Annotated in this window: 15 protein-coding genes; 6 read left to right on the top strand and 9 right to left on the bottom strand. The window is 67.5% G+C overall.

Features of this window, described 5'->3' with window-relative positions:
* Positions 1 to 158: 158 nt before the first annotated feature.
* The 3 genes from VGC13_RS00590 (at position 159) to VGC13_RS00580 (ending at position 2,400) form a co-directional block, all read left to right on the top strand.
* Positions 159 to 1,706: a DEAD/DEAH box helicase gene (locus VGC13_RS00590; protein WP_331123242.1), complete on the top strand. Its 1,548-nt coding sequence runs from the start codon at positions 159 to 161 to the stop codon at positions 1,704 to 1,706.
* A gap of 281 nt (positions 1,707 to 1,987) precedes the next feature.
* A complete protein-coding gene (locus VGC13_RS00585; RefSeq protein WP_331123241.1) occupies positions 1,988 to 2,176 on the top strand; it encodes a type II toxin-antitoxin system HicA family toxin in 189 nt (62 codons plus the stop codon).
* Positions 2,173 to 2,400 carry a type II toxin-antitoxin system HicB family antitoxin gene (locus VGC13_RS00580; protein ID WP_331123240.1) on the top strand — a complete coding sequence of 76 codons (228 nt, stop codon included), beginning with the start codon at positions 2,173 to 2,175 and terminating at the stop codon, positions 2,398 to 2,400. Before VGC13_RS00585 ends, VGC13_RS00580 begins: the two co-directional genes overlap by 4 nt.
* Before the next feature lie 132 nt (positions 2,401 to 2,532).
* On the opposite strand, the gene VGC13_RS00575 is transcribed toward VGC13_RS00580, so the two are convergent.
* The 4 genes from VGC13_RS00575 to VGC13_RS00560 all read right to left on the bottom strand — a co-directional run bounded on the left by VGC13_RS00575 (position 2,533) and on the right by VGC13_RS00560 (position 6,396).
* Positions 2,533 to 3,723, bottom strand: a complete 1,191-nt coding sequence (locus VGC13_RS00575; RefSeq protein ID WP_331123239.1) for an acyltransferase — start codon at positions 3,721 to 3,723, stop codon at positions 2,533 to 2,535.
* A 467-nt stretch (positions 3,724 to 4,190) separates the two neighbouring features.
* Complete coding sequence (locus tag VGC13_RS00570) at positions 4,191 to 4,994, bottom strand: alpha/beta hydrolase (RefSeq protein WP_331123238.1); 804 nt, start codon at positions 4,992 to 4,994, stop codon at positions 4,191 to 4,193.
* 21 nt (positions 4,995 to 5,015) lie between these two features.
* Positions 5,016 to 5,594 carry a hypothetical protein gene (locus VGC13_RS00565; RefSeq protein WP_331123237.1) on the bottom strand — a complete coding sequence of 193 codons (579 nt, stop codon included), beginning with the start codon at positions 5,592 to 5,594 and terminating at the stop codon, positions 5,016 to 5,018.
* Positions 5,595 to 5,610: 16 nt separating this feature from the next.
* On the bottom strand, positions 5,611 to 6,396 hold the full coding sequence (locus tag VGC13_RS00560) for a DUF72 domain-containing protein (RefSeq protein WP_331123236.1): 786 nt from the start codon (positions 6,394 to 6,396) through the stop codon (positions 5,611 to 5,613).
* A 69-nt stretch (positions 6,397 to 6,465) separates the two neighbouring features.
* On the opposite strand from VGC13_RS00560, the gene VGC13_RS00555 reads away from it, so the two are divergent.
* Entirely contained in the window at positions 6,466 to 6,984 is a 519-nt protein-coding gene (locus tag VGC13_RS00555; protein ID WP_331123235.1) for a DinB family protein, read from the top strand.
* A gap of 330 nt (positions 6,985 to 7,314) precedes the next feature.
* On the opposite strand, the gene VGC13_RS00550 is transcribed toward VGC13_RS00555, so the two are convergent.
* From VGC13_RS00550 to VGC13_RS00540, 3 genes are read right to left on the bottom strand one after another with little or no spacing between them, the layout of a single operon-like run.
* Positions 7,315 to 9,114 carry an RNA-directed DNA polymerase gene (locus VGC13_RS00550; RefSeq protein WP_331123234.1) on the bottom strand — a complete coding sequence of 600 codons (1,800 nt, stop codon included), beginning with the start codon at positions 9,112 to 9,114 and terminating at the stop codon, positions 7,315 to 7,317.
* Positions 9,115 to 9,122: 8 nt separating this feature from the next.
* The gene (locus tag VGC13_RS00545) at positions 9,123 to 10,358 is read right to left on the bottom strand and encodes a patatin-like phospholipase family protein (protein WP_331123233.1); all 1,236 of its coding nucleotides are present in this window, start codon (positions 10,356 to 10,358) and stop codon (positions 9,123 to 9,125) included.
* A gap of 10 nt (positions 10,359 to 10,368) precedes the next feature.
* Entirely contained in the window at positions 10,369 to 12,144 is a 1,776-nt protein-coding gene (locus tag VGC13_RS00540; RefSeq protein ID WP_331123232.1) for an amidohydrolase, read from the bottom strand.
* A 194-nt stretch (positions 12,145 to 12,338) separates the two neighbouring features.
* On the opposite strand from VGC13_RS00540, the gene VGC13_RS00535 reads away from it, so the two are divergent.
* Positions 12,339 to 13,151, top strand: a complete 813-nt coding sequence (locus tag VGC13_RS00535) for an aldo/keto reductase (protein WP_331123231.1) — start codon at positions 12,339 to 12,341, stop codon at positions 13,149 to 13,151.
* Between the two features lie 168 nt (positions 13,152 to 13,319).
* Here VGC13_RS00535 and VGC13_RS00530 read toward each other — a convergent pair whose 3' ends face one another.
* Entirely contained in the window at positions 13,320 to 13,928 is a 609-nt protein-coding gene (locus VGC13_RS00530) for a hypothetical protein (protein WP_331123230.1), read from the bottom strand.
* A 286-nt stretch (positions 13,929 to 14,214) separates the two neighbouring features.
* On the opposite strand from VGC13_RS00530, the gene VGC13_RS00525 reads away from it, so the two are divergent.
* Positions 14,215 to 16,329, top strand: coding sequence for a PAS domain-containing sensor histidine kinase (locus VGC13_RS00525; RefSeq protein WP_331123229.1), 2,115 nt, complete (start codon positions 14,215 to 14,217; stop codon positions 16,327 to 16,329).
* 498 nt (positions 16,330 to 16,827) lie between these two features.
* On the opposite strand, the gene purH is transcribed toward VGC13_RS00525, so the two are convergent.
* Positions 16,828 to 18,399, bottom strand: a complete 1,572-nt coding sequence (gene purH, locus VGC13_RS00520) for a bifunctional phosphoribosylaminoimidazolecarboxamide formyltransferase/IMP cyclohydrolase (protein WP_331123228.1) — start codon at positions 18,397 to 18,399, stop codon at positions 16,828 to 16,830.
* Between the last annotated feature and the right edge of the window lie 280 nt (positions 18,400 to 18,679).

Here is an 18,679-nt window from a genome sequence, read left to right as displayed (position 1 = left end):
GAGCGTCCGCTGCAGAACGGGCAGGGATCGCTGCTTTCGATTCGCGTTCGAGCCAACTCCACCTCCAGGCAGGAGAGCACCCAATTGCGCCTACCCGAAAGATAATTCGCCAGCGTCACTGAGCAAGGGAGCTGCTACCCGCACTTCTAGGATACTCAATGAAACTTACGCCTCGGCCGCATCAAAGCACCGCCCTCAAGGAACTATCAAGACTCCGGGCCCGGGGTGTCACTCGGGCTCTAGTCGTGATGGCTTCTGGATTAGGAAAAACCTACACAGCTGTGTTCGACGTTCAAGCGTTCGAGAAGAAGTCAAAGCTTCCGCCCAAGATCCTCTATCTTGCACATCAGCATGTGATTCTGGCACAGGCACGTCGGTCATTTGAGAATGTGCTTGGCTCCAGGCAGTATGGGCGGTACGATGGTGAGGTACATGATCGTGATGCAGATGTGCTGTTTGCAACCTTTCAGAGCATGGCCAATGCTCTTTCTGAGTTTGAGCCAACATACTTTGACTACATCATCGTCGACGAAGCGCACCACGGTGTCGCTCCCACACGTGAGAGAGTTCTCAATCATTTCAATCCCAAATTCTATCTCGGGTTAACAGCAACACCTAACCGTACCGATGGTCAAGACATCTTCGAGTTCTACAATGATACAACGGCGATATATTTGCCGTTGGAGCGTGCTGTCTCTGAGGGGATGCTCTCGCCGATTGATTACCGCGTGTTTTCCGACGCGATCGATTCGGAGGTGCTGCGGCTCATCTTGGCTGATAAATCAGCGAAATCGATCCGGTCACACTTCCGAGCTCGTGTGGATGCGGATATCCGCGACGTTGTCTTACAGGAATCAGCAAAACTCTTTACTACGCCAAAGGTCATTGTTTTCTGTCAAACCGTGGAGCAGATGCATAGCTTCGCAAAGCTTTTCCCACGCTCTGCCACGATCTCCGGCAGGGACAGCAGGGCAACGCAGCTCGACACCGTTCGGGCATTTTCTAAGGGAGAGACTGCCATACTGCTTGCGCGGGATGTGCTGAACGAAGGGGTTGATGTACCTGATGCCAATACGATTGTGTTTCTCCGGAACACTGAGTCCCCAGTTATCTTTCTCCAGCAGCTTGGCAGAGGACTCAGGAAGAGTGAAGGCAAGGATCGTGTACTAGTACTAGATTTTGTAGACAATGTAGATCATTTCATATTTGTATACGCCCTTATCTCCAAGATACAAGCTGAGCAAAGGCGGTTGCAACCTGCTGGTTCACTAGAGTTTGCAGCGCGCATAGATTTGGACCAAGTTGCTCGTGAGGTTATATCTGCGGTTATCAGAAGGAAAGAAGAGAAGAATATCGTTTTTGATCTAGCGGCGCTGTCCGGCGCCCTAGACCACAAAGTCGGCATCAAAACGCTTCAGAATATGGTCAAGTTGGGCCTGCTTGTTCCAGACTTCTCTTGGGAAAGTACCCCACGTCAACAAAAGCACTATCTGGAGCGGGCGACAATGCGTCGGTTTCTTAGTCACGTGCACTCCATGCAGATCCCAGAGGGCCTGCTTCACGAACGCACGTTTGCTGCGAGCACTGGAAAGTCCATAAAGTGGTTGCACCTCCAGGAGAAGACCGGACGAGTTCCGGCTGCGTGGGTGCATATCCGGGGAAATGGAAGAGTGGAGTTCTACTACCACGCGACGAGCGTCGTTTAGATGATGCGATGATCTGTCACACCCCCCTGCCTGGCTCGTCCGTATCGGTAGAGGTGCGCTAATGCTGATGCAGTATGCGGAATTGGGGCTGCTGGCGTGCCCACATGTCGCGCAAGGACTGAAGTTTCGGCCGCGGACACGGCGTTTTCCGCGTAGATGAGGTGGCGGGAAACAGGTCCGCGTGTTGGCGGGTCGCGGTTTGGACGGGGAAGGGGACGTTCTTAGCTTGGGGGATGTGCAGTCCGGGCGTTTTCCCATCCCCCTGAACCAAGGTGGCCCCGATGAAGTCACCCGACCTGATCCGCCTGATCGAGAACGACGGCTGGAGCCGCGTGCGTACGCGGGGCAGCCACCGGCAGTACACGCATCCCTCCAAGGCCGGCGTAGTCACGGTGCGTCGCCATCCCACGGAGGAGGTGGGGCCGGGCGCGCTGCAGGGCGTGCTTCAGCAGGCGCAGGTGCAGCCATGAAGCGCTACCTGGTCGTTATCGAGCGCACGGAAAGCGGATTCTCCGCGCACGCGCCCGACCTGCCGGGGTGCGTAAGCTCAGGGCTCACGCGGCAGGAGGCGGAGACCAACATCCGCGAAGCGCTGGACTTTCACATCGACGGGCTGCGGAGGGAAGGCCGGCCAGTGCCCCAGCCGCGCGCCGAGTACACGCAGGTGGAGGTCGCGGAGAGCGCGGCGGCGTGACTCCCAAGGTTTCAGCCCGAAAAACAACAGCGAGAGGTACAGAGGGGCAGAGAACAGCCAGAGGAACAGAGGACAACCGATTTTCCTCTGCTCCTCTGGCTTTGTCTGTTCCTCTGTACCCCCGCTTTTTCGTCAGGCCGTCGGGGCGCGGTAGCTGAAGCGGGACTTGAGCTTCAGGAAGGGCTTTTCGTACAGGTTCCAGCTCGCCAGCGCGACGAGGATGGAGGCCGCGAACATCAGCGCCACGTAGCCCAGCAGCCCCGGCAGCTCCCAGCGCGTGCCGGCGAGCGCGTCGGGCGACACGCCGGCCAGCCGCGCCAGCCCGACCAGCGGCACGTGCAGCACGTACAGGCCATAGCTGTAGCGGCCAAAGAAGCGCAGCACGCGGGCGGAGAGCAGGCGCGACAGCATCGGCCAGCCGCCGTCCAGCGCCAGCACCAGCACGGCGCCGAAGAAGAAGGCCAGCGCCGAGTATCCAACCGAGAGCATGTACGCGCCGCCGGGGTTGAAGCCGGACGGATGCAGCGGCGCCCCGGCGAGCGCCAGGAGCGCCAGGATCAGCACCGCCAGCGCCATCCGCCGCAGCCGCGTCGATCCACCGCTGCCGCGCGCCATCAGCGCAATCGCGCCGCCCAGCGCCAGCCCGTCGATGCGGCCGAACGTATGGAAGTACACCGCGCGCAGATCATCCACCGTGAACACGCTGAATACGCGGTACGCAAGCGCGCCCACGAGACAGCCGGCGCAGATCCGCAGCGCGGCCGTGCGCGAAAACGTGAAGATGACGAGCGGCCAGACGAGGTAGAACTGCTCCTCGATGGCCAGGCTCCACAGGTGCGCGGCGAAATCCAGCGTGCCGCTGCTCATCGGCCGGAAGTTCTGCAGGTACAGCCAGTACGGAAGCTGGTCGGCGAACGAAGTGGTGTACGCGCGGGCGCCGATGAGCGGCGGGACGATGAAGAGCAGCAGGACGAAGCCGTAGTACAGCGGCAGAATGCGCAGCGCGCGGCGTGCGTAGAAGGTGCGGTAGCGGTGCGGCGTCGCGCGCGCGTCCGCCAGGATGCCGGTGATCAGGAAGCCGGAGAGCACGAAGAACAGGTCCACGCCGGTCCACCCAAGGCTGAACAGCTGCTTGATCGCGCGCGGCGGAGCACTCGTGGGGGCGGCGAGCGCGGAGGTGAAGTGCAGCAGCAGCACGGCCAGAATGGCGCACCCGCGCAGGCCGTCCAGCGCGGGGATGTGCGTGGGCTCGCCCGTGGGCGCGGTGCCGCCGTGCGGCTCGGTGTGCGGAGGCGGCGCGGTCGCGGCGGGCGGGAGGGTCAACGTGCGCTGCGGGAGAGGCGTTCGGCGGGAGGGCGCGGTAAGGTATTGATATTCCGGATGATGGACAACGGGCGCCCGTAGCCGTACCGGATTCGCGGCCCGCGGAAACACCTGTCATTCTGAGGGAGCGCCCACGTCGGGCTTTGCTAAAAACCCTTCGCCCATCCCAATCAATCTGTCATTCCGAGGGAGCGCACACCCGGCACCTTGTCGTACCCCCAAACCCGGTGCGCGACCGAGGAATCTACTTTCCGCTTCCTCGTGGCCAGCCGCGACGCCCCAGACTGACCCTATCTGGCTGTTTCGCCGCCGCGGCGGTGGTGCGGGCTACCGCGTCCAGCCTCGCGCGAGCCGACGGTAGATTCCTCGGCCCTGCAACCTGCGGCGTGTTCAGCCAATTTCAGCGTGGCCGGGCCTCGGAATGACAGACGGCTTTTCATCCAGGGCGGTGCGGAGCGCCGCCGGACTTATGGAGACAACGCTTCAAGACGATCGTCGCCGCCCTCCAGCACGCCGCGGATGAAGCGGGCCATGGCGGCGAGCACCACGTCCCGCTGCTCGGCGTGGGGGGCGTGGCCGCAGCGGGGAACGAGCAGCGTCTGGACGGGGCCGCGGGAGTGGCGCTCGATGGAGCGGACGTGCGCCCAGCTGCCGTACTCGTCGTCCTCGCCCTGCACCACGAGGGCGGGGACGGTGATGCCGGGGAGCACGTTCTCGATGTTCCAGGCGCGGAAGCCGGGGTCCAGCCACACGCGGTTCCATCCCCAGAACGCCACGTCGGTGTTGTCGCCGTGGTGGCGCGCCAGCCGCTCGCGCAGGTGGGTGGTGCGGTACACGTCCGCGATCCTGGCGATGCTCTCCAGTCCGCACGGCTCGGCGAAGACGTGCGGCGCCTCCAGCACCAGCGCGCGCAGGCCGGGGACGGGCGCCGTCCCCGCCGCGATCAGCGCGATGGAGGCGCCGTCGCTGTGGCCCAGCAGGATGTGTTCGCGGATGCCGGCGTGCGCCACGACGTCGCGCAGCACCTCCGCCTCATCGTGCATGAAGCGGATAGGACGCGGCAGGGTGGCGGTATCGGAGCGCCCGTAGCCGGCTCGGGAATAGACCAGTGCACCGCAGCCGGTGGCCGCCGCCAGCGCGTCCGGGAAGTCGCGCCACAGGCTTACGCTGCCGAGCCCTTCGTGCAGAAAGACGATCGTCGGCGCCTCGTCCGGCGGCGGGCCGATCCAGCGGCACTCCAGCCGCGTTCCGCCGATCTGCAGGAAATCCATGCGGACGTGCGGGCGTCCGGGTCAGGCGAAGCCGCCGCCGCGCGGACGGCGGGTGCGCAGGCGGATGTTGCCGGCCAGCGGGGCGAGGTCGGTGTCGGAGCCGGCGAGGGCGATGCGGGCGCGCTCCACCACGGCGGCGCCGTCCGGCACCCGCAGCCCGAACGCGACCTCCGCCTTGCGGCACAGCCGCTCTTCCCACGCGATCAGGTCGCGCGGCACCGTCCGGCCGCCGCGGCGCAGGCGCGCGTGCACGCCCTCGTGCACGATGGACGAGCCAACCTGCTCCGCGGTGAACTTGGCGACGAAGTAGGTGTCGAGGCTGCAGTTGCGCGCCGCGTCGAACATCGCGCGGACACCCTCCTGGCGCACCAGCAGGATGCGGGCGAAGTCGCGGCGCATTCCGCCCAGCCGCCAGGGCGTGTACCGCGCGACCAGGTCCAGCGCGTCCTCGATCTTCCCGAACAGCGCGTCGGTGGACGCGAACTCGCCATCGTTCACGATCCACACGCCGATGCCGTGGATGCGGCGCCGTTCGGACGCGGCGCGCAGCACGGCTTCGTGCGCGCGGGCCTCCGCCGCGTCGATGAGCCTGCGGATCATCCGTCCTCCTTCATCGTCAATCCGTCTTCATCGTCAATCCGTCGTCCAGCCGCGCCAGCAGGTCCAGCGCGTTCTGCGTGGCGGCGCCCGAGGCGGTGTTGTCGAAGATGCACCACACTTCGCGCCCCGCCTCCCAATCCGCGCGGATGCGGGCGGCGAGGGCGTCGAGGTAGTCTGCATCATACGCGGAGTAGTAGATGCGAGGCGAGCCGTGCAGGCGGTAGTAGGCCAGGTCGCGACATCCACCAGGCTCCGCTGCCTCCGGCACGCGCGCCGGGTCCGCCGCCACGCGCGCCACCTTCCACCGCGCCAGCAGGTCGCCCGCATCCGCCGTGAACCAGGTGGCGTGCCGCGGCTCGCAGACGAGCGAGACGTCCGTCCGGGCGCGGAGCGCGGCGAAGAAGCGCTCCGCCGTGCCCGCATCGTACTGCAGGCTGGGCGGAAGCTGGACGAGCAGGCACGCCAGCCCGGCGCCGAGGCCCGCGGCTTCGGCGAGAAAGGTGTCGAGCGCCTCATCCGCATCCACCAGCTTCAGCTGATGAGTGATGGTCTTGGGCAGCTTGGCGCAGAAGCGGAAGCCGGGCGGCACGCTCTCCGCCCAGCGTGCGTAGGTCGACGGGCGGTGCGGGCGGTGGAACGACGAGTTGATCTCCACCGCGTCAAAGCGGCCGGCGTAGCGCTGCAGGTGCGTGCCCTCCGTTGGAAAGGCCGGCTGCACGTCGCGCGGCAGCGTCCACCCGGCGCATCCCACCACGCAGCGGGTGAGGGGCGCGGGTTGCGCGCCGGGCGCTTCAGCACGCATATACACCCACGGTTCGGCTCTCTCTGAATTCGATCTCCGCCATCTCATTCCACCTGACGAGGCATCCCGATGAAGCGCTACCTGATTGCCGCTCTCACGCTCTGTGCCGCGCCCGCGGCGGCGCAGGCGAACGCGAATCCCGCCATGGGCTCGGTGAAGCCGCTGTGGGAGCAGACCACCGCCTACCTGCTGGCCGCCGCGGAGCAGATGCCCGAGGCGGACTACGGCTTCAAGCCCACCCCCGAGGTGCGCAGCTTTGGCCAGCTGGTGGGGCACGTGGCCAACGCGCAGACCATGATCTGCGGCGCGGCGATGGGTGAGGCGCCCCAGCAGGGCGGGCGGAACTGGGAGCAGGTCACGGAAAAGGCGGCGCTCATCGAGGGGCTGCGCGCCTCCAACGCCGTCTGCGCGCGCGCGCACGAGCAGTCGGACCAGGCGGCGCTGCAGATGGTGCGGATCTTTGGGCAGGAGCGCACGCGCCTGTCGGCGCTGATCCTGAACGCCGCGCACAACTTCGAGCACTACGGCAACATCGTCACCTACATGCGCATCAAGGGGATGACGCCGCCCAGCAGCCAGGGGAACTGATCCGCCGGGGCCGCTGGAGCGAATGAATTCGCCGCTGGAAAATCGCAAAGTCCGCCTTCGCGGACTCGGCGGCCCGGCTATGTGCGGTGTCCCAAGCACTGGCGCGTCCGCAACCGGGCGATCACCGAGTCAGATCCGTAAGGGCGAATGAATTCGCTGCAACAACCACACGACGTCCGCCTTCGCGGACAGGCGGCTCCTGAGACAGCCTCGGGGTTTGGTGGGCGTGGCGGGGATCGATGAGGCCGCTGTTTCAGCCTACCGGATGATACAGGAAACGCCGTCCGCGTGAAGTGCGGACGGCGTTTCTCGTTCCGGGGATCCAGCACCCTAACGGTTTACAAGTTCACGGTATACGAGATCACGGGATTCTTTCGTAATGAAATCGCTGACGAGCGTCTTTTCAGTCTCGTCTAGTGCGCCGGACAGCAGATTTACAGCTATCAAAACTTTACTAAGCGGATACGCGTAGCCTTCGTTTGGGACCAGCAATAGATATGGCCGTAGCTGCTGATCCAAACGGGGTAGCTTTGCAAGAAACTCAAGATGGTTAAAAATGTGAAGCGCATCAAGCAATCCATTGATCGCGCATTCGGTTTCTGTCCAAGCACGATCCTCTACGTTCAATCGTGGACTAGCGGCAGCGATCTGGCGAGCTGCCCACTCTGACTTACTCCAGACGGACTTTGTTTTCCTAACGAATGAACCGACCTCGGAACTGGTACCATATTTCGTCAAGAGCCAGAGCGCCGCTAGCACCTCAATGACAGTTCGTTCCGACTTAGCTGCTAAGGTGTGAGCGTAAGCGACTAAGCGCGTCCGACTTGCCCCCGTGCGAGGCACACGCCAACTGGTTAGCAAATGAACTGCTGACAGGAGTGCCGCATCGTCATTGTATTGAGTGTCCTCGAGAAACGTAATCACCTGCTCAAAACGGCGGCGGTTAAAGCCAAGCTTCTCGTAGTATCTGAATGTACTGTCGCGCAGAGCTGGGTTGTTTCGTAGAAAATCGGGCGTGTGGCTTACAAGGAACGGGTCGTTTAATTTGCCCAAAAAAGTATAGTACCGTTTGACAACTTTTTCCCAATTCCCTAGCCGTTCTTTGCGGAAGAACTTAAGTAGTTCTTTCCGGACTAGCCGTCTTACTCTTTCAGTGGTGATAGCTTTGCCAACCCTGAAGTTCAACAAATTTGTTAAGACGGTTATCTGTCGGTTTTCCCGAATCCAGAAATGTTGAACGGCAGATTTGCCGGACATGATGCGACTCTTCCCGGCATTCAACCGTAAGCCCATGCTGTTCGCGGCGTATTCTAGCTTTCCGAGTACCACCCTGCCTTCGTGGACCGAGTCAACCCCAAAATCGATATCGTCCATCCAGCGCACAAACTCTCCGCCTGTGGCGGCGGTTAACTCTCGGTCAATTGGGAAAAGGTAAACGTGTGCCAACAGCCGCGGAGCATCAAGATTCAACTGCGGTAGCCCGACTCCTGTGAGTGGGATGTAGTGAGGTCGCCATGTGAACGCTTCTAGCATAAAGAATAAGAAGTCGAGAAGTGTCTCGCTAAAGTGGCCAAGGCTGGCAAGAGTATTGCGAAGCGAATGCAAAGGAATGCTGTCATAATAATTTGCGAGATCAGTTACTACAACAAATGAATGGTCTTCAGTGAATTCCCAAATGCGGGCCTGAAACTCGGGCCAGAGGAGCCACCACTCGTATGAGAAGCTTTCGTCTACATCCTCAATTGATGGCCGAAGACTAGAGCGGCTGTAAAAGGCGTTCGCATGAGGCTGCTTGCTCAGAACCTCTTTCTCAATTGCGTGCACAAGGGTCTGGAGCAATAATGCGTCTGCGGCGGACGGCAACGGTATGCGCCGCGGAATGCCGTCTCTTTTTTCCAGCCTAATGATCTGTGCGGGTGAGGGCCGGTAATAGCCACTAATCACTGAAGCACGCAGCCTCTGCAAGAATGGGGTGAGGGCGCGGTGGACTTCGAGGTAGTCGTGAAGATCTGCAGCAGTTTGTCCGCGTAGTTGATTTCGTACAATACGCTTCCAAATAGTCCGCATCACCGGTACTGAGAACGTATTGTCGAGATCTCTCCCCCGCTCTGCAGTGCGATTTGTATCCATTGTTCCGTTCAGTCGGTAAGCCCGTGCTCACCCGCGTGGCCGTTGATGAAGCGGTCCAGCTCTTCGCCGCGGCGCTCGGCGTCGGACTCGCCCAGGGCCATCAGGCGCTTGGCGTAGTCGTCCTGGAACATGAGCATGCTCAGCACGTCGGGCGAGCGCGTCTCTCGCGTGCCCAGGCCGCGCGTCAGCATGCGGAATGCGCGGGGGAGGCGCGGCTCGTACTCGGCGGCGATGCGGGCCAGGTCCTTGGACGGGCGCATCACCAGCACCTCGACGATGCGCATTCCCTCGCGCCGCTCCTGGGGCACGCGCCGCAGCACGTCGTTCATCCGCTCCATGCGCGCCACGTCCTGGTCAACCAGCTCCAGGAAGATGGCGTCCAGCAGCAGGCCGATGACCTGCGCGGGCGGCGGATAGCCGGCGATGTCGGGGCGCGACGCCTCGCTGCGGCTGCGGTCGTACCGCGTGGAGACAGTGAGGATCTTGCTGGCGCCCAGGTGCAGGGCGGGGGAGAGCGGCGCCGTAAGGCGAATTCCGCCGTCGCCGTACCAGTGCGGCCCGATCTGCACCGCGGGAAAGAACAGCGGCAGCGCGGCCGAGGCCATGATGTGGTCCACCGTGATGCGGCACTGCCGGCTGATGCGCCCCGGCCGCTCCCACGTCTCGATCTCGCCGCCCTGCACCCAGATGACCGACTGCCCGGTGGTGTAGTCGGTGGTGCTGATGGCGACGGCGCGCAGCCGGCCCCGCTGCAGGTTGTAGTCGATCCCCGTCAGCTCGCCCCCCACCGGCGCCAGCGACTCTTCCAGGAACTGCCGCAGCGGCGCCGTGTCGACCAGCGCCCGGGTGCGCGCGTCCGTGATCCCCCCCGCCGTCAGCCGCAGCCCCCAGCGGCCGATGTTGCCCACCAGCGAGCCCACATCCACCCGGAAGATCTTCTCGGGGATCAGCTCCGCCCACAGGCTGGCCAGCTCGTCCACCGCCTGCCGGAAGCTGCCGTGGTGCTGCGCCAGCAGGGCGATGTTGATGGCGCCCGCCGAGACGCCGGTCTGGATGGGGATGTGCAGCTCCGGATAGGTGCGCGCCAGGTAGCGCAGCATTCCCACTTGGTACGCGCCCCGCGCCCCGCCGCCGGTAAGCACCAGCGCCAGCTCGCCCCGCTCCGTCACGCTGCCCACGGATGGCGCGAACTCGCGGCCCGCCTGCGACGGCTTCAGCGCTTCCGTATCCCCCGAATCCGTCATCTGCGCGGCCTCAGCGGCGAAAGACGATGCGCCCGCCCACCACGGTCATCGCCGGCGCGGCCTTGAGGATATCCACCTCAGGGATGGTGAGCAGGTCGCGGTCCCATACCACCAGGTCCGCCAGCATCCCCGGCCGCAGCGTTCCCTTCTGCGCCTCCTGCCACTCGCCGTACGCGGCCGCCGCGGTGTACAGGCGGATGGCCTCCTGGCGGGTGAGCCGCTGCTCCGGCATCCAGCCGCCCGGCGGCACCCCCGGCTCCTCCCGGCTCTGGCGGGTGACGGCGGAGTAGATGCCTTCCACCGGCGGCATGGGCTCCACGGGAAAGTCGGTGCCGAAGATGACCACGGCGCCCGCGTCCAGCAGCGAGCGCCACACGTACGCCCCCTCGGTGGCCCGCTCGCGCCCGATGCGCGTCTCCACCCAACGCATGTCGCTCGTCGCGTGCGTGGGCTGCATGCTGGCGATGACGCCCAGCTGGCGAAAGCGGGGGATGTCGGCCTGGTCCAGCACCTGGGCGTGCTCGATGCGGTGGCGGCGCGGGCGGGGGCCGTTAATGCGGGCCGCGCGCTCGAAGGCGTCCAGCGCCTGCCGGTTGGCCGCGTCGCCGATGGCGTGCAGGATCACCTGCAGCCCGGCCGCGTCGGCCGCCGTGACCAGCGAGTCCAGCTGCGCTTCCGTGTACTGCGGCAGGCCGTGCGTGTGCTGGTCGGTGAACGGCTCCAGCATGGCGGCCGTGCGCGAGCCCAGCGTCCCGTCGGTGTACCCCTTCAGCATCCCCATCCGCAGCCACTCGTCACCAAAGCCGGCGGTGACGCCCAGCGCGTCGAGGCCCTGGATGGCGCGCATGTCCAGCGGGTGCCAGCCGTACACGCGCACGGTGAGCGAGTCGGCGTCGCGCAGCTCCTTGTAGATCTGCATGTCCATCCCGGAGACGTCGCTCTGCACGCTGGTGACGCCCGTGCGCGCGGCCAGCTCCAGCGCGGCCATGATGCCGCGGCGGGTCTGCGCGCGCGTCGGCGCCGGCACGTGGCGGCTGACCAGCCCCTCGGCGGTCTCCTTGAGGATGCCGGTGGCCTCGCCGCGCGCGTCGCGCACCACTTCGCCGCCGGAGGGGTTCGGCGTGTTGCGGTCCACGCGGGCAAGGCGCAGCGCGGCGGTGTTGGCCCACGAGGTGTGGCCGTCCACGCGCGACAGCAGGACGGGGTTGTTGGGGGCGGCGCGGTCCAGCCCTTCCTTCGTCGGCCAGCCGCCGGCGCCCAGTTCGGAGGCGGGAAGGCGGGTGTGGTCCCAGCCGCGGCCCAGGATCCACTCGCCGGGCTGCGCCTGCGCGGCCGCGGCGGCCACCCGCCGTTCGATCTCGGCCAGCGAGGTGGTGCCCAGCAGCTCCACCTGCAGCAGCCCGCGCCCGCCGGCGCCAAAGTGGATGTGCGCGTCGTTGAACCCCGGCGTCACCAGGCGGCCCCGCAGGTCGACCACCTCCGTGGTCCGGCCGGCCAGGCGCCGCACCTGGTCGTCGGTGCCCACGGCCAGCACGCGGCCGTCGCGCACGGCCAGCGCCTGCGCGACGGTGTTGGCGCTGTCGGCCAGGAACACGCGCCCGCCGACGAACACCATGTCCGCCGCACTGTTCTCGTCCGCCGGGGCGTCGCCGGTCTGCGGCCACCCGGGCGACTGTGGCCCCGGGGGCATGCCCGTGGGGTTGGGATGATTGACGGGGGGCGCCACGCGCGACGGATAGCAGGCGGACAGCGCGCAGAGCGCAAGCAGGGCGAAACGGGCTCTCATGCCGGGTGCCGGGCTGTTGAGGACGTGGTGTGGGGGGAACGGCTCCATCATACGCTCGCGGACGCGCCGTGACAAACGGGTGGTGCGGAGGGTGCGGACGACGGGGGATGATTTCGGCGCGCCCGCCGCCGGAGATCCGTATCACCCGTGGCGCAACCGGGCCGTTCACCCGCGCCGGGACCGGAGGGATGGGGATGATGGAGCAGAGGGCGTTCGGGGCCAGCGGGCTGGTGGTGCCCGCGGTGGGGATGGGGACGTGGCAGTCGCTGGACGTGCATGGCGAGCGCGACGAGGCGGACCGGCACGCGGTGGTCCACGCGGCGATGGAGGCCGGGACCACGCTGTTCGACACGTCGCCGATGTACGGCGAGTCCGAGCGGGTGCTGGCGGGGGCGCTGGGCGGGCGGCGCGAGGGCGTCCTCGTGGCCGACAAGGTGTGGACGCCCTCCGCCGCGGAGGGGCGCGAGCAGGTGCGGCGGGCGCTGGCGTGGTACGGCGGGCGCGTCGACATCTACCAGATCCACAACCTGGTCGTCTGGCGCGAGCACCTGCCGATGCTGGAGGAGCTGCGCGCGGCGGGCTCGGTGGCCGTGGTGGGTGCCACGCACTACGCGCACTCCGCCTTTGACGCGCTGATGGAGGTGATGCGGACGGGGCGCATCCAGATGATCCAGGTTCCCTACAACGCCGCCGACCGCCTGGTGGAGTGCGAGATTCTGCCGCTGGCGCAGGATCTTGGGCTGGGTGTGCTGGTGATGGAGCCGCTGGGGAGCGGCGCGCTGGTCCGCCGGGCGCCGCCGGCCCGCGACCTTGCCCCGCTGGCGGAGTTCGGCGTAACGACGTGGGCGCAGGCGCTGCTCAAGTGGATTTTGAGCGATCCGCGGGTGCACTGCGTGATCCCCGCCACCCGCCGCCTGGAGCGCGTGGCCGAGAACGCCGCCGCCGGCACGCCGCCTTGGTTCGACGCGGACACGCGGGAGTACGTGGCGCGCCTGGCGTCGAGATAATACCAGATCCTGAAAAAGAATAATCGTACAGAGGAACAGAGTCAGACAGAGAAAGCGAGCTGAAATATCTTCTTGGTTCCTCTGTCTGACTCTGTTCCTCTGTACCCATAAAGGTGTTGTTTTCCCGGATCCGGTATAAGGCCGAAATGCCGACGCGCCGGCGGAGGGCTACGGGACCGCGACGAACCGCAGGTGGTCCAGCAGGTGCTCCAGATGCGCACGGCCCAGGCGCGACCAGACGTTGTACAGGCAGTCCTGGCCGGGAATGCGCAGATAGGCCAGCTGGTTGGGCCCGGAGCCGCCCTCGGGGCCGTACCCCGCGGTGCCGCCGTCCGCCCAGGCGCGGCGGTGCGGCCAGTCGTCGTACGCGGGGTCCGCGGCGCGGCTTCCCGTCCCCGCCACGCCGAACGCGCTGCGCAGTCCCGGCCGGTCGTACGCCACGGACCATCCGCCGCTGAACGTGGCGGCGCGCGCGGTGGCGCCCGCACCCTCTCCCAGGCTGGAAGGCGCCACCAGCGCGCAGGTGGCGCGGTTTGGGGCCTTCCTCCACTCCGCCGCGAACACGGCCGGCACCTCGCCCGCGGACAGGCGCCCGCCGGCCCACGGCGCCGCGGCGAGCGCTGGAGGCGCGGGGGACACGGGAGGAGCGGGCGCGGGAGCCGGTTGCGGCGCGGGCGCCGGAGCCGGGACGGGCGCCGGAGGGGCTTCCGCCGCGGGCGCGCACGCCGCCGCGAGGAGCAGCATCCCGGCATGAATGAACAGTCTGCGCTTCGACATCGGCTCCGGCCTCACGTCTGGCTGAATACGGCTCGGCCCCCGCGTACCCCGCGTCGAGGGCCGATCAAGATGTCCGTCTCGCGCAAGCACTCTGCCAGGGCCCGTCCGTCCCCAACAAGAAGCAAGTTTCACACAGAGTCAGCAGAGTCAACAGAGTCATCTCGTGCCGTTTCCTCGCGTCCGGACGGGGCCGGCAGCAGCGCCGCGGACGCCCGGGCGGGGGAGAGAGGCCTTTCTCTTGCAGCGCCCCGGCCCCGATTTTTTCGGAACCCCCAACGCCGAGCGCATGTCTGAGCCGCACCTCTACACTCCGCCCGACCCCGCCGCGCCGGGCGAGCTTTCGTCCGCGTACCTGGCGCAGCTGCTGGAGGCGGTGGAGCAGGCCGTGATCGCCACCGACGCGGCGGGCCGCATCGTGTTCTGGAACCGCTGCGCCGAACGGCTCTACGGCTGGCGCGCGGAGGAGGTGCTGGGGCGCGACGTGGTGGAGGTGGTGCCGTCCGAGATGTCGCGCGAGCAGGCCGCCGAGCTGATGGAGCGGCTGCGCGACGGCCAGCGGTGGCAGGGCGAGTTTCCCGTGAAGCGGCGCGACGGCTCGCGCTTTCACGCCTGGGTGAGCGACGTGCCCCTGCGCGGTCCGGACGGGGCGGTGGTGGGGATCGTGGGCGTGTCCACCGACCTGACCTCGCGGGTGCAGGCGCAGGCGGCGCTGGACCGGGCCGAGGACGAGGCGCGGCACGAGCGCGAGCGGCTGTGGAGCGTGTTCCGCAACTCGCCCGCGGCGCTGGCGCTGGTGCGCGGCCCCGACTACGTGTTCGAGCTGGCCAACGCCGCCTACGTGCGGCTGGTGGGGCGCGAAGTGGTGGGCACCGGCTTCCGCGGCGCCTTTCCCGAGCTGGAGGGGCAGGGGATCTTCGAGCAGCTGGACGACGCCTGGCGCAGCGGACGGGCGCAGGTGGCCATCGAGCGCAAGGTGCGCCTGTCGCGGCCCGGCGGCGAGCGGGTGGACCGGTACTTCGACTTCACCTTTCAGCCGCTCGCCGAGGCGGACGGGCGCACCGAGCGCATCCTCATCCAGGCCACCGAGGTCACGGGGCAGGTGTACGCTCGCCAGAGCGCCGAGCAGGCCCGCCACGCGGCGGACGAGGCCAACCGCGCCAAGAGCCAGTTCCTGGCCAACATGAGCCACGAGATCCGCACCCCCATCAACGCCATCACGGGGTACGCCGAGCTGCTGGAGCTGGGGATCGGCGGGTCGCTGACGGAGCAGCAGCGGCACCAGGTGGAGCGCATCCGCAGCAGCAGCGAGCACCTGACCACGCTGGTCAACGAGGTGCTGGACCTGGCCAAGGTGGAATCGGGCCAGATGAGCGTGCAGCGCGAGCAGGTGGCCGTGGCGCAGGTGCTGGCCGACGCGCTGGCCATGGTGCAGCCCCAGGCGGCGCAGCGGGGGCTGCGGCTGTTCGACCACACCTCCGAGGCCGGCGAGGCGGCGTTCGTGGGCGACGCCGACCGGGTGCGGCAGATCCTCACCAACCTGCTCTCCAACGGCGTAAAGTTCACCGAGCCGGGCGGCCGGGTAAGCGTGTGCGCCACCGTGACGGACGGGCCCGACGCCGACGCGCGGCTGCCCGGGCCGGGGCCGTGGGTGCGCATCGACGTGGAAGACACGGGGATGGGGATTCCGCCGGAGCGGCTGTCCACCGTGTTCGACCCCTTTGTGCAGGTGGACGCCAGCTACACGCGGCAGGCGGGGGGCACGGGGCTGGGGCTCACCATCAGCCGGCGGCTGGCGCGGCTGATGGAGGGCGACCTTACCGTGCGCAGCACGCTGGGGCGGGGCTCGTGCTTTACCCTGTGGCTGAACGCGGCGCCCGAGACCGAGCCGGCCGCGGCGGACCGCCGCTGGCCCCGCGCGCCGCACGAGCTTCCCGGGCTGGCCGACGTGGGCCGTGCGCTGGCGCGCCTTGCGGAGCCGCTGGTGGAGGAGCTGGGCCGGCGGCTGGTGGATGACCCCGCCGTCCCCAGCGCGCGAAAGACGGAGCGGGTGCAGATGCACGACCACGCGGCCACCTTCCTGGTGGACATGGGGCTGGCGCTGGTCACGCTCGACGAGGCCGGCGGCGAGCCCGCGCTGATGCGCGACGGCACCGAGATCCAGCGCGTGATCACCGAGCGGCACGGCGCCCAGCGCGCCCGCATCGGCTGGAGCGAGGACGAGCTGCGGCGCGAGTTCCAGCTGCTGCGCGAGATCGTGGGCCCGCTGGTGCACGCCGAGGCCGCGCGCTCGGCGAAGGTGGACCTGGAGGCGGCCCTGGGCGTGCTGGACCGCCTGCTGCAGCAGGCGGAGCTGGTGAGCCTGCGCGGGTTTCGCCTGGCGCGGCAGAGAGGGGAGGGGTGAAGGGGTGGCGGATGGCGGGTGAACGGGTGAACGGGTGAACGGGTGAACGGGTGGGGGGGATGTCGCGGATGCGGGGTGCGTGATACGCGCGGGCCCCGCCCGGCCGCCCCGGGTTGAAACCCGGGGCTGGAAATGCCACAAGCCCGGTCTCGGCTCGTTGCACTCGCCGAACCGGGCTTCCATTTCGAACGCGCCACCCGATCGGCGGAGTGTGGGCCCCGCCGACGCGAGCAGGTGAAGCCCCGCCGGGCGAGCTCCGCGAGCCCAGGGCGGGGCTTATGGCCGTTCCAGCCCCGGGTTTCAACCCGGGGGCCGGGGCCCGGGGTCGCAATGGCCCGGGGTCACAATCGCCCGGGGTGGCGATGGCCCGGGGTGGTGGCCCGGTGCGATGGCCCGGTGGGTACAACCCCGGGGTGGTTTCAACCCGGGTCGCGCGGCCCGTGTCGCGGCGCGATCCCCACCCACCCCGCCCCGCCCTCGCCCCAACAGCCCCCACCTTCAGTGCCGGAACAGCCGCCGCCCCGTGAACACCATCGCGATGCCGTGCTCGTCGGCGGCGGCGACGACCTCGTCGTCGCGGACGGAGCCGCCGGGCTGGATGATGGCGCGCACCCCCGCCTCCGCCGCGGCGTCCACGCCGTCGCGGAAGGGAAAGAACGCGTCCGACGCCAGCGCCGCGCCCCGCAGGTCGAACCCGTTGTCGCGCGCCTTCATCACCGCGATGCGCGAGCTGTCCACGCGGCTCATCTGCCCCGCCCCGATGCCGATGGCCATGCCGCCGCGCGCCAGCAGGATGGCGTTGCTCTTTACCGGCGCCACCGCGCGCCAGGCAAAGCGCAGGTCGTCCATCTCTTCCGCGGATGGCGCGCGCTGCGTGACCACGCGCCATCCATCCTCCGGAAAGCGCATCGACAGGCGCCGCTGGGCCACGAAGCCGCCGCGCACCCGCTTCCAGTCCAGCGCGTCCTCGTCCCCCGCCAGCGAGGGGATCTCCAGCAGCCGCAGGTTCTTCTTCTCCGTCAGCAGCCGCAGCCCGGCCTCCACGAACGAGGGCGCGACGATGGCCTCCACGAAGTTGGGGCGCAGGAGCACCGCCGCCTCTTCCGTCACCGGCACGTTGAACGCGATCACGCTGCCGAACGCGCTCGTCGGGTCCGTCATCAGCGCCTTGCGGTACGCCTCGGCCGCGTCGGCGCCCACCGCCACGCCGCACGGGGTGGTGTGCTTGATGATGGCGCACGCCGCCAGCCCGCTCCCCTCCCACGCGCTCACGGCCAGCAGCGCGCCCTCCACGTCCAGCAGGTTGTTGAACGACAGCTCCTTGCCGTGCAGCTGCCGCAGCGCGGCCAATCCGCCCGTCCCCGCCTCGTCGCGGTAGAAGGCGGCCGGCTGGTCCGGGTTCTCGCCGTAGCGAAGGTCCTGCACCTTGGCCAGCGACAGCGTCTGGCCCTGCGGGAACTCGCTGGATGCGGCGGATTCGCCGCCCTCCATCGAGCGGGACAGGTAGTCCGTGATCGCGCGGTCGTAGTCCGACGTGTGGGCGTAGACCTTGGCCGCCAGCCGGCGGCGGATGGTGAAGGCGCGCTCCTCATCCGCCGAGTCCAGCGAGGCGAGCACGGTGGAGTAGTCCGCGGGATCGACCACCACCCAGACGCTGGCGTGGTTCTTGGCCGCCGAGCGCAGCATCGACGGCCCGCCGATGTCGATGTTCTCGATGGCGTCGGAGATGGTCGCGTCCGGCCGCGCCACCGTCTCGCGGAAGGGATAGAGGTTCACCGCGACCAGGTCGATGGGCTGGTAGCCGTGCGCGGCCATCTGCGCCACGTCCTCGGCGTTGTCGCGGCGGCCCAGCAGGCCGGCGTGCACGGCGGGATGCAGCGTCTTTACGCGGCCCTCCATCATCTCCGGATGGCCGGTGACCTCGCTCACCTCCGTCACCGGCAGCCCGGCGTCGCGCAGCGTCCGCGCGGTGCCGCCGGTGGAGAGCAGCATCCAGCCGCGTCCGTGCAGTTCGCGGGCAAGCTCCACCACGCCCGTCTTGTCCGAAACGCTCAGCAGTGCGCGGGGCATTTTTTGTCTCTCGTTACGTCGAGGGTCAGTGCGTCGGGGACGGTCACGCGTCGGCCGCCGAGGGGACAGGGGACAGGTTACAGGGGACAGCCTGCAACGGCTCCTGCTCCTCCGGGCACACGGCCTCGATCACGCGAATCTGAGTCCGGTCCAAGAAGTCGCCCATGCCGCTTGATCCACACAGGTGTGGAGAAGTCGACTTCGGAGGATGCGCTCAGACGCACGATCTCGACGTGGGGATACTGCGGAGGACCCCCAAATCCGCGGCATCCGCCGCCGC

It is taken from the genome of Longimicrobium sp. (genome assembly GCF_036399255.1).
In the GTDB taxonomy this organism is placed as follows: Bacteria; Gemmatimonadota; Gemmatimonadetes; order Longimicrobiales; family Longimicrobiaceae; genus Longimicrobium.
Note: the sequence above shows the minus strand (reverse complement) of the source record. Positions and strands in the feature narration are given on the sequence as shown.